General features: G+C 66.4%; 20 protein-coding genes and 1 pseudogene. 9 read left to right on the top strand and 12 right to left on the bottom strand.

Annotation, left to right across the window (positions count from 1 at the left end; all coding sequences use genetic code 11):
* Position 1: 1 nt before the first annotated feature.
* The 3 genes from MF607_RS00105 to MF607_RS00095 all read right to left on the bottom strand — a co-directional run bounded on the left by MF607_RS00105 (position 2) and on the right by MF607_RS00095 (position 3,493).
* Complete coding sequence (locus MF607_RS00105) at positions 2 to 634, bottom strand: XrtA/PEP-CTERM system exopolysaccharide export protein (protein ID WP_242115377.1); 633 nt, start codon at positions 632 to 634, stop codon at positions 2 to 4.
* A gap of 136 nt (positions 635 to 770) precedes the next feature.
* Positions 771 to 2,003, bottom strand: coding sequence for a pyridoxal-dependent decarboxylase, exosortase A system-associated (locus MF607_RS00100; RefSeq protein ID WP_242115376.1), 1,233 nt, complete (start codon positions 2,001 to 2,003; stop codon positions 771 to 773).
* Positions 2,000 to 3,493: an AMP-binding protein gene (locus MF607_RS00095; RefSeq protein WP_242115375.1), complete on the bottom strand. Its 1,494-nt coding sequence runs from the start codon at positions 3,491 to 3,493 to the stop codon at positions 2,000 to 2,002. The genes MF607_RS00100 and MF607_RS00095 overlap by 4 nt, the downstream gene beginning before the upstream one ends.
* Positions 3,494 to 4,066: 573 nt before the next feature.
* Here MF607_RS00095 and MF607_RS00090 point away from each other — a divergent pair.
* Genes MF607_RS00090 through MF607_RS00080 form a run of 3 tightly spaced genes read left to right on the top strand, consistent with a single transcriptional unit; the run spans position 4,067 to position 5,768 of the window.
* Positions 4,067 to 4,339 (top strand): acyl carrier protein, encoded by a 273-nt coding sequence (locus MF607_RS00090; protein WP_242115374.1) that lies wholly within the window; start codon positions 4,067 to 4,069, stop codon positions 4,337 to 4,339.
* Positions 4,336 to 4,992 (top strand): alpha/beta hydrolase family protein, encoded by a 657-nt coding sequence (locus tag MF607_RS00085; protein WP_242115373.1) that lies wholly within the window; start codon positions 4,336 to 4,338, stop codon positions 4,990 to 4,992. Before MF607_RS00090 ends, MF607_RS00085 begins: the two co-directional genes overlap by 4 nt.
* Entirely contained in the window at positions 4,977 to 5,768 is a 792-nt protein-coding gene (locus MF607_RS00080; RefSeq protein ID WP_242115372.1) for a hydrolase 1, exosortase A system-associated, read from the top strand. Before MF607_RS00085 ends, MF607_RS00080 begins: the two co-directional genes overlap by 16 nt.
* On the opposite strand, the gene metH is transcribed toward MF607_RS00080, so the two are convergent.
* The 4 genes from metH to MF607_RS00060 form a co-directional block, all read right to left on the bottom strand.
* Positions 5,755 to 8,445, bottom strand: a complete 2,691-nt coding sequence (gene metH / locus MF607_RS00075) for a methionine synthase (RefSeq protein ID WP_242115371.1) — start codon at positions 8,443 to 8,445, stop codon at positions 5,755 to 5,757. The two genes, MF607_RS00080 and metH, sit on opposite strands and share 14 nt — an antisense overlap.
* A gap of 170 nt (positions 8,446 to 8,615) precedes the next feature.
* Positions 8,616 to 9,665: a homocysteine S-methyltransferase family protein gene (locus MF607_RS00070; RefSeq protein WP_242115370.1), complete on the bottom strand. Its 1,050-nt coding sequence runs from the start codon at positions 9,663 to 9,665 to the stop codon at positions 8,616 to 8,618.
* A gap of 25 nt (positions 9,666 to 9,690) precedes the next feature.
* Complete coding sequence (metF, locus tag MF607_RS00065) at positions 9,691 to 10,632, bottom strand: methylenetetrahydrofolate reductase [NAD(P)H] (protein WP_242115369.1); 942 nt, start codon at positions 10,630 to 10,632, stop codon at positions 9,691 to 9,693.
* Entirely contained in the window at positions 10,629 to 11,582 is a 954-nt protein-coding gene (locus MF607_RS00060) for an ArsR/SmtB family transcription factor (protein ID WP_242115368.1), read from the bottom strand. Before MF607_RS00060 ends, metF begins: the two co-directional genes overlap by 4 nt.
* Before the next feature lie 131 nt (positions 11,583 to 11,713).
* On the opposite strand from MF607_RS00060, the gene MF607_RS00055 reads away from it, so the two are divergent.
* The 3 genes from MF607_RS00055 to MF607_RS00045 all read left to right on the top strand — a co-directional run bounded on the left by MF607_RS00055 (position 11,714) and on the right by MF607_RS00045 (position 13,265).
* A complete protein-coding gene (locus tag MF607_RS00055) occupies positions 11,714 to 12,055 on the top strand; it encodes a hypothetical protein (protein ID WP_242115367.1) in 342 nt (113 codons plus the stop codon).
* Positions 12,056 to 12,129: 74 nt separating this feature from the next.
* Positions 12,130 to 12,309: a hypothetical protein gene (locus tag MF607_RS00050; RefSeq protein WP_242115366.1), complete on the top strand. Its 180-nt coding sequence runs from the start codon at positions 12,130 to 12,132 to the stop codon at positions 12,307 to 12,309.
* Positions 12,309 to 13,265, top strand: a complete 957-nt coding sequence (locus MF607_RS00045; protein ID WP_242115365.1) for an aldo/keto reductase — start codon at positions 12,309 to 12,311, stop codon at positions 13,263 to 13,265. The genes MF607_RS00050 and MF607_RS00045 overlap by 1 nt, the downstream gene beginning before the upstream one ends.
* 39 nt (positions 13,266 to 13,304) lie before the next feature.
* Here MF607_RS00045 and trxB read toward each other — a convergent pair whose 3' ends face one another.
* A complete protein-coding gene (gene trxB, locus MF607_RS00040) occupies positions 13,305 to 14,276 on the bottom strand; it encodes a thioredoxin-disulfide reductase (RefSeq protein ID WP_242115364.1) in 972 nt (323 codons plus the stop codon).
* 599 nt (positions 14,277 to 14,875) lie between these two features.
* Here trxB and MF607_RS00035 point away from each other — a divergent pair.
* Positions 14,876 to 15,649 (top strand): hypothetical protein, encoded by a 774-nt coding sequence (locus MF607_RS00035; protein WP_242115363.1) that lies wholly within the window; start codon positions 14,876 to 14,878, stop codon positions 15,647 to 15,649.
* Between the two features lie 219 nt (positions 15,650 to 15,868).
* Here the strand turns inward: MF607_RS00035 and MF607_RS00030 are convergent, their stop codons facing one another.
* The 3 genes from MF607_RS00030 to MF607_RS00020 all read right to left on the bottom strand — a co-directional run bounded on the left by MF607_RS00030 (position 15,869) and on the right by MF607_RS00020 (position 19,420).
* Complete coding sequence (locus MF607_RS00030) at positions 15,869 to 17,083, bottom strand: tyrosine-type recombinase/integrase (RefSeq protein WP_242115362.1); 1,215 nt, start codon at positions 17,081 to 17,083, stop codon at positions 15,869 to 15,871.
* Positions 17,084 to 17,314: 231 nt separating this feature from the next.
* A complete protein-coding gene (locus MF607_RS00025; RefSeq protein ID WP_242115361.1) occupies positions 17,315 to 18,112 on the bottom strand; it encodes a DNA adenine methylase in 798 nt (265 codons plus the stop codon).
* A gap of 276 nt (positions 18,113 to 18,388) precedes the next feature.
* On the bottom strand, positions 18,389 to 19,420 hold the full coding sequence (locus tag MF607_RS00020) for a hypothetical protein (RefSeq protein ID WP_242115360.1): 1,032 nt from the start codon (positions 19,418 to 19,420) through the stop codon (positions 18,389 to 18,391).
* Between the two features lie 93 nt (positions 19,421 to 19,513).
* Between MF607_RS00020 and MF607_RS00015 the strand changes: the two genes are divergently transcribed.
* The gene (locus tag MF607_RS00015) at positions 19,514 to 19,723 is read left to right on the top strand and encodes a hypothetical protein (RefSeq protein WP_242115359.1); all 210 of its coding nucleotides are present in this window, start codon (positions 19,514 to 19,516) and stop codon (positions 19,721 to 19,723) included.
* 2 nt (positions 19,724 to 19,725) lie between these two features.
* Here MF607_RS00015 and MF607_RS00010 read toward each other — a convergent pair whose 3' ends face one another.
* Positions 19,726 to 21,843 carry a Calx-beta domain-containing protein gene (locus MF607_RS00010; protein WP_242115358.1) on the bottom strand — a complete coding sequence of 706 codons (2,118 nt, stop codon included), beginning with the start codon at positions 21,841 to 21,843 and terminating at the stop codon, positions 19,726 to 19,728.
* A 14-nt stretch (positions 21,844 to 21,857) separates the two neighbouring features.
* Between MF607_RS00010 and MF607_RS00005 the strand changes: the two are divergent.
* Positions 21,858 to 22,369 (top strand): annotated as a pseudogene (locus tag MF607_RS00005) (transposase); the annotation flags it as partial.
* Between the last annotated feature and the right edge of the window lie 121 nt (positions 22,370 to 22,490).

Here is a 22,490-nt window from a genome sequence, read left to right as displayed (position 1 = left end):
CTCAGAACATGCTCTCGGGAATGATGATGACGTCGCCCGGCTGCAGCTTCACGTTCGCGCTCGAATCGCCGTTCTTGAGCAGGCTGGAGATGCGCAGCCCGAATTCTTCCTGCTTCCCCGTCGCCCGGTCGTATCGCACCAGCCGCGCGCGATTGCCCGACGCATATTGGTTCAGCCCGCCCACCGCGATCATCGCATCCAGCAACGTCATGTTCGCCCGGTAGGGCAGCGACGCCGGCTTCTCGGTCGCACCGACCACCCGCACCTGCTGGCTGAAGGTGCCGGAAAAATTCTCGACGATCACCGATACCAGCGGGTCCTTCACATATTCGCCCAGCGCCAGTTTCAGGTCGTCGGCCAGCATCGCCGGAGTCTTGCCGGTGGCGGGCATGTCGTTGATCAGCGGCGTGGTGATCCGCCCATCGGGCCGCACCTGTACCTTCGCCGACAGTTCGGGATTGCGCCATACGAAGATGCTGAGCTGGTCGAGCGGCCCGATCACATAAGCCTCGCCCGGTGCCTCCTTCGCCTGCACGAACGGCGCGGGCGGCAGTTCGGGGCGCGTCGCACCGCCGGCGCACCCGCCCAGCACCGCGCACAGCGCCACCCCGGCAACTCCACCCTTCAAACGCATACCACTTCCTCGTTCGAACGCGCACGGCCGACACGGACCGCGCAGGACTGTAGCCCGCTATGCCGGCCAAGGGGTAAATATCCGGTTGAGTACAGCGACAAACGCCGACCCTGTCCCATTTTGCGACAGTCGGTTGCTAACCCGCTGCCCCGACCAGCAACTCGCGCGCCGGTGGATGTCCCAGAAAGGCTGCCGGACTGGCCGTCGCGCCATAGGCCCCGGCCTGGAACAGCACGATCGTATCGCCGACCGCGACCTGCGGCAGCGCCACCCGGTCCGCCAGCCGATCGAGCGGCGTGCACAGGCATCCGACCACCGACGCCGTCATCGTCGCCGCCGCATCCATCCGCCCGGCCACCGCCACCGGATAGTTGCGCCGCACCACGGTGCCAAAATTGCCGCTCGCCGCCAATTGGTGATGCAGCCCGCCATCGACCACCACGAACGTCTCGCCGCCACTGTCCTTCACGTCGACGACGCGCGTGCAATAGACGCCCGCCTCCCCGACCAGCCAGCGCCCCAGTTCGACCGCGAACCCGGTCGCACCCAGCACGTCGCCCCGCACCGCCAGCCGCTCGCCCAGCGCCGCGCCGACGCGTTCGACATCGACCGCCACATCGCCCGCGAAATAGGGAATGCCGAACCCGCCGCCCAGATTGACGAACGCCGGCACCGCCCCCGCTTCCTCCGCCAGCCGCTCGGCCAGCGTCACCGTCGCCGCCTGCGCCTCGACGATCGCCGCACTGTCGAGCGTCTGCGACCCCGCAAAGATATGAAAGCCGTGCCAGTCCGCCCCGACCGCCACCAGCCGCCGCACCAGCGCCGGCACCCGCGCCGCATCGATCCCGAATGGCGAGGCGCGCCCGCCCATCCGCATCCCCGACCCGCGCAGTTCGAAATCGGGGTTCACCCGCACCGCGATGCGGGGGGCGAGCCCGAGCCGATCGCCGATCGCCAGCGCCCGCTCTGCCTCGCCCTCCGACTCGACATGCAACGTCGCGCCTGCCCCGATCGTCGCCGCCAGTTCGTCGTCACGCTTGCCCGGCCCCGCAAAGCTGATCGCCACCGCCGGCTTGACGGCCAGCGCCAGCGCCAGTTCGCCGCCCGACGCCACGTCCAGCCCGTCGACCAGCGGCGCGATCATCGCCAGCAAGTCTCGATGCGGATTGGCCTTGATCGCATAATGCACGCCGACCTCTGCCGGCAGCGCCGCGCGCAACTGCGCCACCCGCGCGGCGATCGCCGCCCCGTCATACAGGAACGCTGGCGTGTCCCCGGCGCGTGCCAGCAACTCGGCGAAGTCGACCCCGCCGACCATCAACCGCGACTGCCCGGCAAAGCCCGCCGGGATCGGCCCGATCGGCTTCATGCGACCGTCCCTTCCGCCAACGCCCGCACCGCTACCCGGTCAAGCTTGCCATTGGCGTTGCGCGGCATCGCCTCGACCCAGACATAGCGCACCGGCTGCTGAAAACTCGGCAGGTCGCGTCGTAGCCTTGCCCGCACCGCTTCCTCCGCGCCCTCGATCGCCGCCCGCGCCACGACAACGATCGCCTGCCCCTGCCGCGCATCGGGCAGCCCGACCGCCACCGCCTCGGCCACCTCGCCGCCGGCCTCGACCGCTTCCTCGACCTCAGTCGGGCTGATCCGGTTGCCCGCCACCTTCATCATCTCGTCATCGCGTCCCACGAAGCGCAACAGTCCGTCCGCGCCTTGCGCCACCGTATCGCCCGACCAAACCGCCATGCCGCCGCTCGCCATCCATGCCGGCGCCGGCCGAAACCGCAGCACGGTCCGCTCGGCATCGTGCCAATATCCTTGCGCGACCAGCGGCCCGGCATGGACCAGTTCGCCCGGCTCGCCCGGCTCCGCACGGCTGCCATCGGCGCGTACCACCGCCACCTCGGCAAAGGGGATCGCCCGCCCCATCGCCTCGGGCTTCGCATCGATCAGCGCCGGGTCCAGAAAGGTCGAGCGGAACGCCTCGGTCAGCCCGTACATCGCGAACAATTCCGCCCCCGCGAAGCGCTCCCGCAACCCCCGCACCAGACGCGGCGTCAGCGCCCCGCCCGAATTGGTCAGCCGCCGCAGCCGCGCCGCCGTCTCCGCCGGCCATTCCGCCTCCAGCAATTGCGTCCACAGTGGCGGCACGCCGGCCAGCGTCGTCGCCCCGAACCGTTCGACCGCCTTCACCACGTCGCGCGCGGTCAGATAGTCGAGCGGCACCACCGCGCCCCCCGCCGCCCAGGTCGAAAAAAGCTGGTTCTGCCCATAGTCGAAACTCAGCGGCAGCACCGCGAGCACCCGATCCCCGGGTACGATCCGCAGGTAATGCGCGACCGAAATCGCCCCCAGCCACAAATTGGCGTGGCTCAGCATCACGCCCTTGGGCCGCCCGGTCGATCCGGAGGTATAGAGGATCGCCGCCAGCGCGTCCGGGTTGCCCTCGCTCGCCCCGACCGGCGCGCCATCGGGCGCATCGGTCACGACCGCGCATCCCTTGGGCACATCCCCCGGCGCCAGCGCCGCGACCCGCGCACCTTGCGTCACCAGCAGCGACGCGCCGCTATCGGCAAGGATATGCGCCACCTGCGCCCGTTTCAGCACCGGATTGACCGGCACATGCACCAATCCGGCGCGCGCCGCCGCCAATGGCATGACGCAGGCCAGTCGCGTCTTGGGCAACCACGTCGCCACCCGTGCCCCCGCCGGCAACCCTCGCAGCCCGCCGGCCACGCGCGCGACCAGCGTTTCAAGCTCGGCATAGGTCACGATGCCGTCACGATCGATCAACGCCGGCGCGTCCTGCTCCCCACGCAACGGCAAGCGATCGATCATCTGCGGAACCGGATCAAGCATCCCCGCGCCTTAGACCAGTTGCGGCACGGATTGAACCGGGGGCGGTTCACCAGATGGAGGCGGCGCGCCCCCCCCCATTTCGTCCAGTACCGCCATACCCGCATATTTCCCTCACCCCTCGCAGAGGGGAGAGGGTTGCGCAGACTTGGTCTTTGCGCAGCAAAGGCTTAGTCGGAGCTGGGAGAGGGGTGGAGCGCTCGCCCAAGCGAGCGCGCGAGCCAAGGGCTCGCTCGACCCCTGCATGTCCGCGGGACGACTGCTCCATCACGATCGTCACTCCCGCGCCGGCGGGAGGCCCTATGCGCCAGCGTCGCGAGCCCAGTCGAAACGTCAGCGGCTATGGATTCCCGCCTGCGCGGGAATGACGAAAATTCACGATCGTCGGTCCCCCTTGCCGAAAACCATCGTCCCATCGCCCCCCTCTCGTCGACCGACGGCAGAACAAAGGACCCAGCGCAACGAAAGCAACCCGCTTCGCCCCGCCCTTAACCCCCACCCACCACCTTGGCATCGCGCCGCCCACCCCCTAAACACCCGCGATCCGGCGACCCTATCGCCGACAGGGGAAATTGAGTGATCGCACAGGGTTCAGCATCGACCGAGGAAACCGTCCGCGCCGTGTTGCGCGACGTGCTGGGCCTGTCCGACGAACGCGCCGCCGCGTTCGACGATAGCACGCTCCTGTTCGGCGCGCTGCCCGAACTCGATTCGATGGCGGTCGCGGGCGTCCTGACCGAGATGGAGGATCGGCTCGGCATCCTGATCGAGGACGACGATATCGACGGCGACACGATGGAGACGTTCGGCTCGCTCGTCCGCTTCGCAAGCGCCAAGGCGCCCGCTTGATTGACCGCTACGACTGGCCCGGCGGCAGCGAGGCGCTCTGGCGTTTCGGTCCTGCTGCCGGCCCGGTCGTGCTGTTGCTGCTGCCCCCCTTCGAGGAAGCGAACCGCACCCGCACCTTCGCGGTCGGCCTGCTCCGCGCGCTCGCTGCCCGCGATATCGGCGCGATGCTGCCCGACCTGCCCGGACAGGGCGACAGCCTCCTGCCGACCGAAGCCGTCACGCTGGCCGACTGGCGCAGCGCCGTCGCCGCGCTTGCCGCCGCGACCGACCGTCCGGTCATCACCGCCGCGATCCGCGCCGGCGCACTGCTCGACCAGGATGCCGCTGTCGCCGGCCGCTGGCATCTCGCCCCGCAATCGGGCGCGCGGCTGCTGCGCGAACTGACCCGCATCGGCATCGATCGCCGCGCGGACATCGCCGAAGTTGGCGGCAACCGCCTGTCGACGACGCTGCTCGACGAACTCGAAACCGCAACGCCTGTAACCATGCAACCGCTGCGGACCGTTCGCCTCGGCACCGATCCCGGCCCCGCCGACCTGCGCCTCGACGCCGCCCCGCTCTGGCGACGCAGCGAACCCGGCGACGATCCCGCCCTCGCCAATGTCCTCGCCGACGACCTCGCCGCATGGAGCCGTGCATGCGCCGGCTGGTAACCATCCCCTGCGCCGGCGAAACCATCGCCGCGACCCTCGATCCCGCCGAAGGTGACACCGCGCTGCTGATCGTCTCGGGCGGCAACGAACTGCGCATCGGCGCACATCGCGGCATGGCGCTGCTGGCGGCATCGGTCGCGGCGGCGGGCTATCCGGTGCTGCGCTACGACCGGCGCGGCATCGGCGATTCGACCGGGACCAACGGCGGATTTCTGTCGGCGGCACCGGACCTTAGCGCCGCCGCGACGTGGCTCCGCGCAGCGACCGGCGCCACGCGCATCCTCGGCTTCGGCAATTGCGACGCCGCGACCACGCTGGCGCTGTTCCATGCGCAGGCCGGCATCGACCGCCTGCTGCTCGCCAATCCGTGGGTAGTCGAACCCGCGGGCGACCTGCCGCCCCCCGCTGCCATCCGCGCAACCTATGCTGAGCGACTGGTTTCGCCCTCCGCATGGCGCCGGCTTTTGACCGGCCGTGTCAACTTCCGCCGCCTGACGCGCGGATTGGTCACCCTCACCACCACCAGCCGAACGCCAACTGGCCTGACCAATCGCTTCGCCGACGGGTTAGCCTCTGGCGTGTCCACGGAAATCCTGTTGGCAACCGGCGACCACACCGCAACGGCATTCCTCGCTGCGTGGCACCTTCGTCACCTTTCGCCGCTGCGCGCCCGTATCCCCCTGCACCAGCACGATTCCGCGAGCCACAGCTTCGCCCGCCCCGCCGACCGCGACTGGCTGCGCGCCCGGATACTGGCCGCGCTCAGTCGAGATTAGGCCGCAGCCACCGCTCCGCCTGCTCGACGCTGACCCCGCGCCGCGCCGCATAATCCTCCAGCTGGTCCCGCCCGATCCGCGCCACCCCGAAATAGGCGCTGTCCGGATGCCCGAAATAGAACCCCGACACCGCCGCCGTCGGCAGCATGGCAAAGCTGTCGGTCAGCGTGATTCCAGTCGCTTGGGTGGCGCCCAGCATCTCGAACAGGATCGGTTTCTGGCTATGGTCGGGGCATGCCGGATAGCCGGGCGCGGGGCGGATGCCGCGATATTGCTCGCGGATCATCGCCTCGTTGGTCAACTGCTCGTCGGGCGCATAGCCCCACAGCACCGTCCGCACATGATGGTGCAACCGCTCGGCAAACGCCTCCGCCAGCCGGTCGGCCAGCGCCTTCAGCAAGATGTCCTGATAGTCGTCATTCTCGGCCTTGAACCGCGCGATATGCGGGTCGATCCCGTGGATGCCGACCGCGAACCCGCCCATCCAGTCGCCCGCCGGATCGACGAAATCGGCAAGGCACATATTCGCCCGCCCCTCGCGCTTCTGCACCTGCTGGCGCAGGAACGGCATGCGGATCGCATGGGTCGCATGGCTGTTCTGCAACGGCGTCGCGAACTCGTGCGGCACGCCCGACAGCGGCGACACCCGCCCCGCCTCCAGCGCCGGCTCGATCTGCTCGGCGGGCACGTCGACGATCACGTCGTCGCCCTGCGCACGGGCGTGCCACAACGCGGCAACCCCCTTTGCCGTCAGCCATTTTTCCGAGATGATCCGGTCGAGCATCGCCTGCGCATCCGCGTAGAGCGACGACGCGCTCTCGCCCACGACCTCGTCGGTCAGAATCGCCGGAAAGTTGCCGGCAAGCTCCCACGCCCGGAAGAACGGCGTCCAGTCGATATAATCGCGCAGGTCCGCCAGATCCCAGTCATCGAACACATGCCGCCCCGGCCGGGCCGGCGTGCCGGGCTTCTGGCTGAAATCGGTCTTGAACCCATTGGCCCGCGCGTCGGCGATCGGGGTAAGTTCGCTCTGCCCCTTGCCCGCGCGCGCGACGCGCACCGCCTCGTAATCCGCCGCGACCTGCTCGACATAGGCATCACGCCCGGTCTCGCTGACCAGCGTCGTCGCCACGCCGACCGCGCGGCTCGCGTCGAGCACATGGACGATCGGCCCGTCATAGGCAGGCGAGATGCGCAGCGCGGTATGGACCTTCGACGTCGTCGCCCCGCCGATCAGCAGCGGCATGGTCATGCCCGCGCGCTTCATCTCCTCGGCAACGGTGACCATCTCGTCCAGTGACGGGGTGATAAGGCCCGACAACCCGATCATGTCCGCGTCATTCTCGTTGGCGGCCTCGAGGATCTTCGTCCACGGCACCATCACGCCCAGATCGACGACGTCGAAGCCGTTGCATTGCAGCACGACGCCGACGATATTCTTCCCAATGTCATGCACGTCGCCCTTCACGGTCGCCATGATGATCTTGCCCTTGCCCTTGGCACCGGGCTCCTTCGCCGCCTCGATGAAGGGCAGCAGGTGCGCCACCGCCTTCTTCATCACGCGCGCGGACTTGACCACCTGCGGCAGGAACATCTTGCCCGATCCGAACAGGTCGCCGACGACGTTCATCCCGTCCATCAGCGGCCCCTCGATCACCTCGATCGGCCGGGCGAATTGCTGGCGGCATTCCTCGGTATCGTCGACGACATGCGCGTCGATGCCCTTGACCAGCGCATATTCGAGCCGCTTGACGACGGGCAGCGAGCGCCATTCCGCCGCCGCCTTTTCGGCAACGGCGTCGGTCCCCTTGTACTTTTCCGCCAGTGCGATCAGCCGGTCGGTCGCGCCCGGATCGCGGTTGAGGATCACATCCTCGCAGGCGGTGCGCAGTTCCGGATCGATCGTGTCGTACACGTCGAGCTGCCCGGCATTGACGATCCCCATGTCCATCCCCGCCGGGATCGCGTGGTAAAGGAAGATCGAGTGCATCGCGCGCCGTACCGGCTCGTTGCCGCGGAAGCTGAACGACAGGTTCGATAGCCCGCCCGAGATATGGCAATGCGGGCAGCGCGCCTTGATCTCGCGGCAGGCTTCGATGAAGTCGACGCCGTAATTGTTATGCTCCTCGATCCCCGTCGCCACCGCGAAGATGTTCGGATCGAAGATGATGTCCTCTGGCGGAAAACCGATCGTCATCAGCAGGTCATAGGCGCGGGTGCAAATCTCCACCTTGCGCGCCTGGGTATCGGCCTGCCCGACCTCGTCGAACGCCATGACCACGACCGCCGCGCCATAGTTCATGCAAATCCGGGCATGACGGAGGAACTGTTCCTCGCCCTCCTTCATGCTGATCGAATTGACGATGGGCTTGCCGCTAACGCATTTCAGACCGGCCTCGATCACGTCCCATTTCGAGCTGTCGACCATCACCGGAATGCGGGCGATATCGGGCTCGGCCTGAATGAGCTTCAGGAAGGTGGTCATCGCATGATGCGCGTCGAGCAGCCCCTCGTCCATGTTGACATCGAGCACCTGCGCCCCGCTCTCAACCTGTTGCAGCGCGACTTCGACCGCCGCCGCATAGTCGCCGGCCATCACCAGCTTCTTGAAGCGCGCGGATCCGGTCACGTTGGTGCGTTCGCCGATATTGACGAAATTGGTCGAGGCGTTGGTCATATGGTGTTCCAATCCTCCCCGCTCCGCGGGGAGGGGGACCAGCCATCGGCTGGTGGAGGGGGGTCTCCACAAACGAAACGGTAGCGATGGCGGAGACCCCCCTCCACCATCCTGCGGATGGTCCCCTCCCCGTGCCGGGGAGGATCTCTGGCCTCTCCCGAGGGCGGCGCTTACGCCGCCATCGTGAACGGCTCCAGCCCGGCGAGCCGCGTCTGCACCGGCACGGTCGGCACCTTGCGCGGGGCGACGCCCTTCACCCGCTCGGCCATCGCCTTGATATGCGCAGGCGTCGATCCGCAGCAGCCGCCCAGTACATTAACCTGTCCATGATCGGCCCAGTCACCGACCAGCGCCGCAGTCGTCGCGGGCGCTTCGTCATAGGCGCCCAGTTCGTTGGGCAGTCCGGCATTCGGATACACCATGATGAGCGTGTCGCAGATATCCGACAGCGTCTTCACATGCGGGCGCAGCTGCTCCGCCCCGAACGAGCAATTCAGCCCGATCGTCACCGGCCTGGCATGGCGGATCGCATGCCAGAACGCCTCGACCGTATGCCCCGACAGGTTGCGACCCGACAGGTCGGTCAGCGTCATCGACAACATGATCGGCAGATCGCGGCCAAGCGCCTGCCCCGCCTCGATCGCCGCCATCACGCCCGCCTTGGCATTCAGCGTATCGAACACCGTCTCGATCAGCACGAAATCGATGCCACCGTCGACCAGCGCGTCGATCTGTTCGCGATACACGTTCTTCAGATAATCGAAATCGATCTCGCGATAGCCCGGATCGTTGACGTCGGGCGACAGCGACAGCGTCTTGTTGGTCGGCCCGATCGCCCCGGCGACGAACCGGGGCCGCCCGTCGCGCGCCGCATAATCGTCGGCCAACGCCCGTGCGATCCGTGCGCTCTGGATGTTGATGTCGGCGACCAGCGCCTCCGCGCCGTAATCCGCCTGGCTGATGAGGTTCGCGCTGAACGTATTGGTCGACACGATATCCGACCCGGCGTCGAGATAGGCGCGGGTGATCGTCTCCGGCACCTCGGGCTTGGTGATCGCCAGAATGTCGTTATTACCCTTCTGGTCATGGCCAAGCGTCAGGCTGCCGGCATAATCAGCTTCGGACAATTTCCAGTTCTGGATCTCGGTACCGAACGCGCCATCGGTGATGAGGACGCGCTGGGCAGCTTCGGCGTTCAGCCGTTCGCGGGCGGAGGTCATAGGTCTTCCTTCGAACCTTCGGGGATCAGGCCGCCGCCGCAACCGGCGTCGGCTTGGGTCGCAGCCCCAGCAGGTGGCAAATGGCGTAGGATAGTTCGGCGCGGTTGAGCGTATAGAAATGGAAGTCGCGCACGCCGCCGGCATAGAGTTTGCGGCACATTTCCGCGGCGACGGTCGCCGCGACCAGTTGCCGCGCACCAGGATGATCGTCGAGCCCCTCGAACAGCCGATCCATCCACGCCGGGATCGATGCACCGCACAGCCCGGCGAACTTCCGCACCTGCCCGACATTCGACACCGGCAGGATGCCCGGCACCAGATCGGCGGTGATCCCCGCCGCGCCCGCCGCGTCGCGGAAGCGGAAGAACGCTTCGGGCGTAAAGAAGAATTGCGTGATCGCGCGTGTCGCCCCGGCGTCGATCTTGCGCTTCAGATTGTCGAGATCGGCGGCCTGATGCGCTGAATCCGGGTGACATTCGGGATAGGCGGCGACCGAAATCTCGAACGGGTGCAGCTTCTGCAATCCCGCGACCAGATCGGCGGCATTGGCATAGCCGTCGGGATGCGCCACAAACTTCTGGCCCATGGTCGGCGGATCGCCCCGCAATGCGACGATATGCCGCACGCCGGCTGCCCAATATTCCTGCGCGACCTGATCGATCTCCGCGCGGCTCGCCTCGACGCAGGTCAGATGGGCGGCGGCGGGCATCGCCGTCTCGCGCGCGATGCGGGCGACGGTGGCATGGGTCCGCTCGCGCGTCGATCCGCCCGCGCCATAGGTCACCGACACGAATTTCGGCGCCAGCGGCTCGAGCGCGCGCACCGTTTCCCATAGCGCGGCTTCCATCTTCTCGGTCTTGGGCGGGAAAAATTCGAAGCTGACCGCACAGTCGCCCGCCAGATCGGCGAACAACGGCGCATCGAGTGCGCGCCGCGCCTCTTCAAGATCGGAAATGGTAGGAGTCATGCCGCCTTCACCTCTCGCACGTCGAACGTCCGCCGTGCCATCCATAGTTTTACCGTCAATTCACCGCCGCCCAGCGTCTGGGTCGATATCGGTGCCAGCCCTGCATCGGCGAACCATCCGAGCATCTGTTCGTCGGAAAAGCCGAGCCGCGCATGGGCATCGCGCTGTCTCAACTCCTCGCGCGCATGGGGCGCGAAATCGCAGATCAGCAGCCGCCCGCCGGGTCGCAGAACGCGCGCCGCCTCTTCGATCGCCGCACCGGGATGCTGTACGAAGTGTAGCACATGGTGCAGTACCGCCGCATCGGCGACCGCTGCGGCCAATGGCAGCGCGTGAATATCGGCCTGCCGCAATTCGGCATGGTCGAGCCCCTGTTCGGTCAGCTTCGCCCGTGCCAGTCGCAGCATCTCCGACGACCGGTCGATGCCGATCGCCTGCGTCGCCTGCGGAGCGAACAGTTCAAGCATCCGTCCGGTACCGGTCCCGATATCGACCAACAGCCCGATCGGGTCGACGCCGAGCGCCGCGGCCATCGCAGCCTCGACCTGTTCTTCGGCGATGTGCAGCGAGCGGATCGCATCCCATTCCCCGGCATGCGTCTCGAACCATGCCGCCGCCGCCGCCGTGCGGTCCGCCCGTACCGCCGCCAGTTGCGCCCGGTCCGCGACAGTCACCGCATCGTCCGCCGGCATCCAACCATCCAGCGCCACGAGCAGCGGGTCGACCAGCGTCGGCGCACCGAGCGCGACAAAGACCCAGCTGCCTTCCTTGCGCCGCACCGCCAGCCCGGCATCGCACAGGATCTTGACGTGGCGGCTGACGCGGGGCTGGCTCTGATCCAGCACCTGTGCCAGTTCGCCGACCGACAATTCCATGGCCCGCAACAGCATCAGCACCCGCAACCGGGTAGCATCGCTCGCCGCGCGCAGGATATCGAGGGCCGGAACCATGAACCATCATATAAAGATATCTTTATATGACGTCAATCGATAGCCGCGCTGTGCTGCACCATCATTGCGCAAGGGAAACTGTCCGGGGGCTGGTGCGTTGGGCCGCCGATCATAACGGAAGGGTAACCGACATGAAGAAGATTCTCCTGCTGCCGCTCGCCGCTGCCGCTTTCTCGATCGGCGCATGCAGCCAGAAGGCGCAGAATGAAACCGGCGAGGCCGCCGACGCTGTCGCCGCGGACGTGAACGCGACCATGGGCGAAGCCGTCGACGACGTACAGACCGCTGGCGAACGCGCACTGGGCGCCGCCGAGAATGCCACCGACCGCGCTGGCGACAAGATCGAGAACGCAACCGACCGCGCCGGTGCGGCCATCGATCGCGGCGCCGCGAAGGCCGATGCCGCCGCCGACAATGCGCAGCGCGAAGCGGGCCAGGAACTGGAAAAGGCTGGTCGCGACATGCAGCGCTGACCCGAACCGGTTAGAAGCGACAGGCCGCCCCCCCGATGCAACGGGGGGCGGCCTTTTTCGTTGGGAGACGATCGATGCGCCAACTGCTTGCCTTAGCCCTCCTGTTTCCTGCCGCCTGTAGCGGCGATGACGAACCATCCGGGCCGGGCGGCGTGACCCAGAGCGAAGCCGCAGCGCTGAACGATGCCGCGGCAATGCTTGACGCCAACAGCGTCGACGGCAACGTGCTGACGCCCCAACAGAAAGAACCGTGATGACCGATTTGCCGATGCGAACACTGGGTGCGACCGATCTTGCCACCCCGCCCCTGATCCTCGGCGGCAACGTCTTCGGCTGGACGATCGATCGCGCGCTCAGCTTCCGCATCCTCGACGCCTTTGTCGATATGGGCGGCACGATGCTCGACACCGCCGACGTCTATTCGGCATGGGTCGACGGCCATCAGGGCGGCGAGTCCGAAACGATCATCGGCGAATGGCTGCGACACTCGGGCAAACGCGACCGCGTGCTGATCGCAACGAAGGTCGGCATGTTACCCGGCAAGGGCGGCGAGAAGCTGGCCCCGGCACGGATCGCGGCGGCGGCGGAAGCGTCGCTGGTGCGGCTCGGCACCGATCGCATCGACCTCTATTACGCGCATCAGGATGATGAGGACGTGCCGCAGGCCGAGTATCTTGTCGCGTTCGGACGGCTGATCGACGCGGGGAAGGTGCGTGTGCTCGGTGCCTCCAACTTTCGCGCGATGCGCCTGAAATCGGCGATCGATCTGGCCATCGCCGAAGGGCTGCCGCGCTTCCACGTGCTACAACCCGAATATAACCTCGTCAGCCGCCGCCGATACGAAGGCGAACTGCAGAATCTTTGCGTCGAGCATAATATCGGTGTCGCGCCTTATTACGGGCTCGCTTCCGGATTCCTGACCGGCAAATATCGCTCGACCGACGACCTGTCGCAGAGCGTGCGAGGGGCCGGCATGGCAGAATTGCTGGAGGGTAAGGGCGCTGCGGTGCTGGCGGCGATGGACGCGGTCGCCGAGGAAACCGGTGCGACGCTGGCGCAGCTTGCGCTGGCGTGGCTCGCCGCACAGGAGGGCGTAACCGCACCAATCGCCAGCGCGACCAGCGTCGCACAACTGGAGGAACTGGTCGGGTCGTGGCGGGTCGAACTGTCTGCCGACCAGCTGGCCCGGCTGACCGACGCGGGCGTGTGATGCACAGTGCGGGGGTGACGAACCACCCCCGCTGGTGCGCTATTCCGCCGCTTCCGCCAGATCGTCGAACTCGGCGGCTTGCAGGAAGCGTTCGGCGTCGAGCGCGGCCATGCAGCCGGTGCCGGCCGCTGTCACCGCCTGCCGATAAACCTTGTCCATCACGTCGCCGCACGCGAATACGCCGGGCACGCTCGTGCGGGTCGATCCGGTCTCGACCGCGATATAGCCATCATCGTCGAGCGCCAGATGGCCGCGAAACAGCTCGGTCGCCGGGTGATGGCCGATCGCGACGAAGCCGCCATCGACATCCAGCATCGAGATCTCGCCGGTAACAGTATCCTTCAATTCGATACCGATGAGGCCGTGGGGATCGCCACCACCGACGAAACGCTCGACCTGCTTGTTCCACAGCACGCTGATCTTGTCGCTGGCGAACAGCCGCTGTTGCAGGATGCGTTCGGCGCGGAAGCTGTCGCGGCGATGGACGATGGTCACGTCGTCGCTGTGATTGGTCAGGTACAGCGCCTCCTCGACGGCGGTGTTGCCGCCACCGATCACTGCCACCTTCTTACCGCGATAGAAGAACCCGTCGCAGGTGGCGCAGGCCGACACGCCCTTGCCCTTCAACAACTCCTCACTATCCAATCCCAGCCAGCGCGCCTGCGCGCCCGTCGCGATCACCAGGACGTCGCCCTCGTAGATGTCGCCGCTGTCACCGGTCAGCCGGAACGGACGGCGGGTCAGATCGACGTCGACGATCGTGTCCCACATCATCCGCGTGCCGACATGTTCGGCCTGCGCCTGCATCTCGCCCATCAGCCATGGGCCCTGCACTACATCGCGAAAGCCCGGATAGTTTTCGACGTCGGTCGTGGTCATCAACTGACCGCCGGGCTGAATGCCCTGCACGACGATCGGCTCCATACCAGCGCGCGCGCCATAGATGGCGGCAGACAATCCCGCTGGTCCCGAGCCAAGGACGAGCATGCGGGTATGATGGGTCACAGACATTGCAATAGTTCCGTTCGAAGCCTTTGCGCCGTCTAATCAGACGCGCCGTTCGAACGCAACATGGGTCGTCCCCAGGCTACCGCAACCCACGCCGACGGCCGCCCTAGAGAACGACTGCGAGCACCACCCCCCAAAACGGCAACGCCAATAGCGTGCAGAGGATCAGGCCCGTCATATTGCGTGGACGATCGCGCGACCCGTCGAGCATCGGGCGACGCTGACTGATGGTAACCATTATCTGAGCCTCTCCGGTTTCGTTGTTCAATCTTAACGAACGAAGGTGGCAACAGTTCGATTTTGGCACAGAAAAAGCCGCAGCGACGCCAATCATAGCATCGCAACGGCTTGCGCTTTCCGATCCTCGACATTTCGGTGGTAGCGAAGGAACGCTCCCAGCATAACCGGGCGATTCGAACGCTCAAAGTTTGATGAGCCGGGCCGCGAGCGGCCCCCTAGCCCCAGAATCAAGAACACGGACGCGCGCGCCGCCATAGCAACGCGCCCCCGCCCCGAAAACCGAACACGTCTGGCGACGTCGGAAGCCGCTTCCGGCGCCGCATTCGTGCGCCCCATCGACTTCCGATCCGGGAGCCGGCGCGATGTCGCGTGCCCAATACAATTCTGCTCAGCAAACCCGCGCAACCCGCGCGCTCATTCGTAGAACCGGCGCGCGCTTGGCAGGCCGCGAGCGTGGACGCGATCGCGCCGTCCATCGCGAGAGCTATGACGTCCACGACAGCCGCGCGCAGGTCTCACGCCAGTTGGCGGACGGCACCGAGGCAGCGACGCACGCCTACGTCGACGCACTGGTGAAGACCGCGCGCGAGTTCGACTTGTTCGAACGGAGCAAGGGTAAGGCGCGGCCTCTGAAGGACTCCGGCATCGTCGTGCTGGAAGCGCTGCTGCGACAGCATTGGCACGAGTTTAAGACCGGCCGGATCGATCCGGCCATCAGCCAGCTGATGAAGGCAACCGGCTATGTCCGGCAGACGATCGTCGACGCGCTCGCGCGCCTCGAGCGGCACGGCTTTATCGGTTGGGTCCGCCGCACGATCCGGATCAGCAACCCTATGCCGTGCGGTCCAGTCCGCCAGCAGACGAACAACAGCTATTTCGTTGACGAGGCGCGCATCGCGTCCCGCGCCGGCCGGAACGTTCGCGACCGTTTCCACCAGCTCCTCTCCCGCGCGAAGGCGCGTATGGTCCTGCGGGCAAAGCAGCGCACCGCAACACCGCCCCGACCTACGCCAAGCCCTGCTCCCCGCCCTGCCGCGAACAACGACCTCGCTGCCGCCCTTGCCGCCTTCGGAGCCGCCGTCGATCGAGGAACGAGCGCGAGTCTGGATAATGGACTGTCTCCCCCCTCAGAATGAAGATCATAAGGTGTCGCTACCGCGACACGCATCAATAGGCAGCACCACCCAGCCCAACCGACCCGCCTTGCGTTTTGTCCCCGCCTGCCACCGCCCGGCAGACGAACCGTCGCGTCCAGCGGACGCGGCGGGACAGGGCGGCTGCGCCGCCCCAAGGCTTAGCGACGGGGACGAGCATGAACCGTGCCGAAAGAGCCGCCCGCCCCCTTCGTGGACAGGTCAGGCGACGGGGAACAGGAGATCGGCCCAGATCTGCATCAACCGGCGGCGGGCGCGAATCTGCTTCGACCGATTATAGGCGCCCTCGACCTTCACGTTGACGTCCGCCTCCTTCTTCCCCGCGTGGCCGAGCGCGCGATCGATCGTCACGCGCTCGGTCGGGAACCGCTCGTTCAGGATGGTAGAGAAGGTGGCGCGCCAACCGTGCGGCACATGCCGACCAGCGAAGCCGGCCTTCCGATACAGCGCGCCGATCGCGCTCTCCGACAGGCGGCCGAAGACGAGATCGGCATCAATGCCGAACGCGCGGACGATGCGCAGGATCTCGACGGCCTGACGCGACAGCGGAACGAGGTGATCGAACCGGGCGTCGCCCTTCTTCGCCTTCGCCAGCTTCATGCGCGCCGCCGGCACGCGCCACACCGGCGCGGCCGGACCGATTGCATTACCGGTCCAGTCGAGGCCCTCGACCTCGGCCCATTGCATGCCGCGCAGCGTCCCCTGCCGGACCGCGGTCAGCGCCAAGAATCGAGAAGCGAGATCGACGATCGCCGGGCCGCCGGCGGCGGTCGACGCGGCCAGCAGCTCGCGCGCGTCGTCGAGCGTCACCAACGCCAGTTGCTCGCCGGCGATCGGCGCGGCCGACAGCGCGTGACGGACCGCGACCGACGGGTCGACCTCGGCCAGCTCGTTGGCGATCGCGTACCCGAACACCTTGCTGATGCGCTGGCGCAGCCGCTTCGCGGTCTCGATCGCGCCGCGCGCCTCGACGGCACGCAGCAGGTCGCGAATGTCGCCGGCGCCGATATCGTCGACGTCGATCGTGCCGATCGCCGGGAAGACGTCGCGCTCGAGGCTGGTGATGACGTCGTTCGCATGCACGTCGGTCCAGTTCGACCGCCAGTGCGCGTGCCACGCGCGGGCAACGGTGGCGAAGGTCCGGTCGACCTCGACACGCGCTGCGCGCTCTTCGCGCGGATCTCGCCCGGCGCGCAGCGCGTCCCGCGCTGCTGCAGCCGCCTCGCGCGCCGCCGTCAGGTCGACGTCGGGAAACTGGCCGATCGTCAGCAGCTGCTCGCGGCCGGCGACGCGGAATCGAACGCGCCATGATTTGAGGCCGGTCGGCGCGACATACAGGTGAAGGCCCTGCCCATCGGACAGCTTGTAGGCGCACGGCTTCGGCCGCGCGGATCGCACCGCAGCGTTGGTCAGCATGGGATCTCCGATCAAATGTCGGTCAAGAACACAGGGTGAGGATTTCGCAGGATTTTCGTGCGAACCGGGGGGCCTTCACAGGCCGCGATCAAGAACGCGATCGCGCGGTTCGTACTCGAAAGCACGAACGCCGCGGCGGACATCCGCTCCGCCGCCGGCATCGCAGAGGGCGCGGAAAACCGCCAGTCTGCGAACTTGCGCAAACCCGCGATACCCGCGCCATACCCGCACCTAGCGGGGGTGGTTGCGGATGATCAGCTCGGTCACCTTCGTTCCCGCCCGAGTGGCATGCCCCGAGACCGTCCACGTCGTCGCGACTTCCTCGATCGCGAACCGGCCGAAAATCTCGCGGATCAGCGGCGTGTCGTTGATCGACATGAGGAAACCGCCGGCGATCGTGTCCAGTCGTTCGGCCAGCGCGCGATACTGGTCCGGGCCGAAGTCCAGCCCGTACCCGGTGGTCTCATGATAGGGCGGATCGAGGTAGAAGAGCGCGTCCCGGCTGTCGTAACGGCCGATCAGCTCCACCGCATCGAGCTGCTCGATCGTCACCGGCGCGAGCCGCCCGCTCAGCCGCCGCAGGTCCGCGCGGAGCCGCGCTTGGTTGAAGCGCGATGCCCCCGCGCGTTTCACGCCGAACGTCCGGCCGACGACCTTCCCGCCGAAGCTGAGCCGCTGGAGATACAGAAATTGCACGGCACGCTCGATGTCGGTCAGCGTCGCCGGATCGACAGCGCGCATCCGATCGGAATCGGCCCGGCCGGCGAAGAGAAAGGCCATCTCGTCGACGAACGGTTCGTAATGCCGGCGCACGATCCGGAAGAGATTGGCGACGTCGCCCGACAGGTCATTGATGACCTCGATCGGCGCCGGCCGGGCGCGGCGCAGGAAGATACCGCCCATGCCGACGAACGGCTCGATATACGCCTTGTGGGGAATGGTCTCGATGATGGTGCAGAGGCGCTTGGCAAGGTTGCGCTTGCCGCCGAGATAGGGCGCCGGCGGGCATGCGTTGGGCAGATCGGTCAAGTTCAGCTTCTTCCTCGAGAAGCACGTCGGTCAGGCCGCGCTGGTGTCGCTGTTGGGTGGCCTTCGGGGATACGCTGGCTGATCGCGACCGCGGCACCACCGGTACCGGGTGGCTAACCGCGCAGCTCAGGCGACTGCGCCCTACGTATTCCCCGAAGGTCTTTTATTCCGCAGGCCACCCGGCAAAGCCGGTTAGCCTGAGACCGCGCGCGCGGGCTGATCCTAACGGTTAGGTTCGAACCAGCGCGATCGGTATGCCCTGCCGGGCAGGGTGCCTCAAGAGGCGATCGCGGATCCGTCGATCACGATCCGCAGGCGCGTCGACGCGCCGATCGCCAGCGTGCCGATATCGAAGCAGACGTGGATCGAGTCATCGCCCTTGCGCTTCGTGCCCACCGGCAGCGCCTTGATCGCATAGGGATCGAGCGTCGGCGGGACGGCGACCGCCAGCCCGATCGTCGCGCGTGGATCGTCGCTGCCGACCGTCAGCACCGTGTCGCCCGCCATCGTCGCCCGTGCCCGGCCGCGCTCCACGACCTCGTTGACGGTCTCGAACGCGCCGGGCTGGTCGAAGTCGATCAGGCGCATGTAGCGCAGGTCGACCAGCTCGGCACCGGTCCGGTTGGTCAGGCCGACATCGATCAGGATCCGCTTGCCGTCGATCGAGATGCACTGGTCGACCCCGATGGCGTCGGGCGTGGCGCCGATGAAGCGCACTGCGTCCGGCTCGGCCGAGACCGCGCCGGCGATCTGGGTATAGCCGGTCAGCAGCGCCGAGGCCGACTGCACCTTCTTGCCGGCGACGCGGTGCGCGACGACGAAGCCCTCGACCGATCGACCGTACATGATCGCGTCGCCCATCAGCGGCATCGTCGCGTGGCAGAAGAGCGCGGCGCGCAGGAAACCACGATCGCGATCGGTCGGGATGCCGGCGGGCAGCGGGCCGGCGGTGCCGAGGCTGCCGCGCTTGCCGACGCCCAAGGTGTAGAAGTCGGTCAGCAGGAAGGCCTCGAGCCCGCCGGCGTCGGTGGTGAAGGTGCCGGTGTGGACTTTCGTTCCCGTCGCCGATTCGGTCGCCGGCGGCTGCGCGGTCACCGGTGCCTCTGCACTATAGGTCGTTCCTTCGACCAGATAGAGCCGTTCGATGCCGGCAAGGAAGCACACGCGGGTGCCCCACTTATACGCATACTTTTGTTTCTCGTCATCCCAGTCGCCTTGCAAAGTATTGAGCGCGGCCGGGAACTTTATCAGCTGACCCGCTGCGAGTTTCGGCGTTTTGCCATGCTTCGCGATAATCGTCGTGGTCATAGACTGCTCCATTCTGGATGGGTTGTTGATCGGGCGACAATTTTGGGGGAATCGTCGAAGTTGGGGCTGCCGGGGGGCGCCCGAAAATCGGGGATGATCGTGGTCAGCGAAGGGTATGGACGTCGGTGGGCGGGCGTGCTGCGCATGCTCGTGCAGCACTGGCAGCGTGGCGTGGCCGCGCTGGATGCCCGACTGGTGGCATTGTTTCCGGACGAACCCGAAACGAAGGATCGATGCCCCGTATGCGGGGGCACCGATCACTTCGACGGCGAGGGCACCTGCCAGATCTGCGAACCCATGTAGGCTCAGGCAGCGTACTCGGTGACCGAGATTTCGCCGTACTCCCAACCTTCCGAGCCATTGCTCGAATAGGCGGTGATGTTGGCGAAACCGGTGTTGGTGCCGTAATTCGTCCGGAACGTGTGCGTCGGGGACACCTGCACCCCGTCGATCCACTGCTCGAACGTATTACCGCGGACCTTGATGACCATTTCGTACCAGCGGAGAAGCTCGATCGTGACCGCCGAACCGCCAGTGTACCCGGTCAGCTGATTGTCGCCTCGGCGATCGTTGCACGACCATGAGGCACCGTTCGCCGAATAGCCCACCGTAACGCAGCCTCCGTCCGTGCCCATGCGAAGCGCAATGCCGGCAGCCCGGAGACGGACGCAGCGGATAATGACCTTCAGGTCATAGTTGGCGTTTGCCGGGGCATAGGAGGAGCGGACATAGCCGGTACCGGCATTCCATCGGACCCGGTTGTTCCCCGGTGAGATGGTCATGTCGTACGTACCGACCTTGGAATAGGTGTGGCCGCTGTTCGAGGTGTGGGCGGTAATCGAGACCGCCGAAGTTTCCGTCCAGTTGTCCCGATAAGCGAAAGTTTGCAGCCCATCGTCGTTCACGATGATGCCCGTCCCGACGACACTGCCGTTGGAGTTGTATCTCGCCGGGTTGCTCAGGGTGATGGTGAAGGTTTCCGCGCTCTCCTCGACGTTGTCGCCGACCACCGTGATGTTGATCAGCTTGCTGGTTTCGCCTTCGGCGAAGGTCAGGCTGCCGCTCGACGGTAAAAGCCCGCCCAGATAATCCGCCGCGTCGGTCGTGCCGGCGTTGAAGGTGTACGGGATCGTCACGGTACCAGCACCCGTCGAACGGATCACCTCGAACCCATAGACGGTGGTGCTGCCCGCGTTTCCTTCGGGCTTGGTGATGCCAGCGTAGCGGAAGCCGAAGGTCGGCAGCGAGTCTGCGCCGCGAACCACCGACCATTCCGAGGCGATCATATTGATCGTGAGGACGGCGCCCTGATCGGCAGCGATCGTCACATAGGGGACGACGGTCGCATTGGCACCGACCGCCATGTCCGGGGTGTCGATATACAGATCGAGGCCGTTCGTGGCGTCTAGGGTATCGATCGACGCCGAAGCCGTCGTCGTGATGTTGACGGCGGCATAGGCGTTGGCACGGCACGCAAACATGCCGACCGCCCGCTGTGGCGTTGCGCCGGCGGTCGTCTCGAGCAGCCCGCCACCAACGACGACGCGAGCCGATGTCGGCTCGATCCGAACGTGCATCCTCGCGCGGTAGTTGCCGGCATTTGCCAGCGTTGCCGTCGGCCCGGTGATGGTTGCGCCCTCGGCGACGGTGGCCTGCGTTACGGCAGTGGTCAGGGCCAAAGCCACGGACCCAGCGGCCGGGATGCTCGCAGCGACCGAGACCGTCGGATCCTTGGTGATGCTGAATCCTGCAGGTGCCGTGCCGGTCACACCGTTGCTGACCGTGCCCGTATTGCCCGCAACGGAAATCAGGTTACCGGTATCGACATGACCGACGAACCTATCCTTGATCGCATCGTAGACGGCCGCGGCGCATGCCTGTGCGCCAAGGTTCGAATAGTGCGTCTGACCGTCGCAAAGGAATTCCGGCTTCGGATTTTCGTCCGCGGTCCCGTCGCTCATGATCGCCTGAAGCGGGACGTAGATGACCTTGCTGCCGTATCGTGCCGCGAGCTGCGCAGGAAAGCTCGCGTTTATCTGATCGGTGTAGGCCCGGTTGGACCCGCCCTTCTGCCATCCGTCCGCGGCCGAAAAGTCGCGCTTCCAAAGACCGGGAACGATGACCAGGTCAGCTACTGCAACCAGCTTATCAAGGTTCGCGAGTTCGCGTTTGATATAGGTCGACGCGACAGTCATGCCGTTTCGACCACCGCTGTACCAAACCACCTTTTGGCGACCGTTCGGAAGCGTCTGGGCATGGGCGACCGCAAGATCGACCTGATCGTTGATGGACCATCCGGGGTTTGGAACGCTGGTCCAGTCCGCCCCACCCGTGGCGTACGAAGTGGGGCGGTAATAGAAGGGCTCGTTGGGGTTGAGCTGCCCCCTTCTGAGTGGTCCATCGACTATGACAGTCTGGATCAAGGAAGGGACGACGAATGCCAGCGAAGAAGCACAAGCCGGAGGAGATCATCGGCAAGCTGCGTGAGGTGGAGATCATGCTGGGCCAGGGCGGCACGACCGCGGAGGCCTGCCGGCGGATCGCGGTCAGCGAGCAGACCTACTATCGCTGGCGCAAGGAATATGGCGGCCTGAAGACGGATCAGGCGCGGCGGATGAAGGACCTGGAGAAGGAGAACGCCCGGCTGCGGCGTGCGATTTCGGACCTGACGCTCGACAAGCTGATCCTGCAGGAGGCAGCCAAGGGAAACTTCTGAGCCCCGCCCGGCGCCGGCGTTGCATCGACCAAGTCCGGGGGGTGCTGGACGTATCCGAGCGGCGGGTGTGCCGCGTGCTCGGGCAGCACCGGTCGACGCAGCGCAAGGTGCCGTGCGGGGCAGATCACGAAGAAGCGCTGACCGAGGATATCATCGCCCTGGCCAAGCAGTATGGGCGCTACGGCTATCGCCGGGTGACCGCGCTGTTGCATGCGGCCGGCTGGTCGGTGAACCACATGGCGTAATCAGGAGCGGTGCTCGTTGGGATAGCCTGTCGTCCCCTGAAGAGGAGGACGGAAGATGACCTGCTATGTTGGCCTAGATGTGTCGATGAAGGAGACCGCGATCTGCGTC

The organism is Sphingomonas lacusdianchii, from assembly GCF_022664395.1.
Taxonomy (GTDB): domain Bacteria; phylum Pseudomonadota; class Alphaproteobacteria; order Sphingomonadales; family Sphingomonadaceae; genus Sphingomonas; species Sphingomonas lacusdianchii.
The sequence above is the reverse complement of the archived record's forward strand: the minus strand, read 5'-3'. Positions and strand labels throughout refer to the sequence as shown.

Bases quoted from the DNA above. Each gene is read 5' to 3' on its own strand.
- MF607_RS00105 (WP_242115377.1), bottom strand. From the start codon at position 634: ATGCGTTTGAAGGGTGGAGTTGCCGGGGTGGCGCTGTGCGCGGTGCTG.
- MF607_RS00100 (WP_242115376.1), bottom strand. From the start codon at position 2,003: ATGAAGCCGATCGGGCCGATCCCGGCGGGCTTTGCCGGGCAGTCGCGG.
- MF607_RS00095 (WP_242115375.1), bottom strand. From the start codon at position 3,493: ATGCTTGATCCGGTTCCGCAGATGATCGATCGCTTGCCGTTGCGTGGG.
- MF607_RS00080 (WP_242115372.1), top strand. From the start codon at position 4,977: ATGCGCCGGCTGGTAACCATCCCCTGCGCCGGCGAAACCATCGCCGCG.
- metH (WP_242115371.1), bottom strand. From the start codon at position 8,445: ATGACCAACGCCTCGACCAATTTCGTCAATATCGGCGAACGCACCAAC.
- MF607_RS00070 (WP_242115370.1), bottom strand. From the start codon at position 9,665: ATGACCTCCGCCCGCGAACGGCTGAACGCCGAAGCTGCCCAGCGCGTC.
- metF (WP_242115369.1), bottom strand. From the start codon at position 10,632: ATGACTCCTACCATTTCCGATCTTGAAGAGGCGCGGCGCGCACTCGAT.
- MF607_RS00060 (WP_242115368.1), bottom strand. From the start codon at position 11,582: ATGGTTCCGGCCCTCGATATCCTGCGCGCGGCGAGCGATGCTACCCGG.
- MF607_RS00055 (WP_242115367.1), top strand. From the start codon at position 11,714: ATGAAGAAGATTCTCCTGCTGCCGCTCGCCGCTGCCGCTTTCTCGATC.
- MF607_RS00050 (WP_242115366.1), top strand. From the start codon at position 12,130: ATGCGCCAACTGCTTGCCTTAGCCCTCCTGTTTCCTGCCGCCTGTAGC.
- MF607_RS00045 (WP_242115365.1), top strand. From the start codon at position 12,309: ATGACCGATTTGCCGATGCGAACACTGGGTGCGACCGATCTTGCCACC.
- trxB (WP_242115364.1), bottom strand. From the start codon at position 14,276: ATGTCTGTGACCCATCATACCCGCATGCTCGTCCTTGGCTCGGGACCA.
- MF607_RS00035 (WP_242115363.1), top strand. From the start codon at position 14,876: ATGTCGCGTGCCCAATACAATTCTGCTCAGCAAACCCGCGCAACCCGC.
- MF607_RS00030 (WP_242115362.1), bottom strand. From the start codon at position 17,083: ATGCTGACCAACGCTGCGGTGCGATCCGCGCGGCCGAAGCCGTGCGCC.
- MF607_RS00020 (WP_242115360.1), bottom strand. From the start codon at position 19,420: ATGACCACGACGATTATCGCGAAGCATGGCAAAACGCCGAAACTCGCA.
- MF607_RS00015 (WP_242115359.1), top strand. From the start codon at position 19,514: ATGATCGTGGTCAGCGAAGGGTATGGACGTCGGTGGGCGGGCGTGCTG.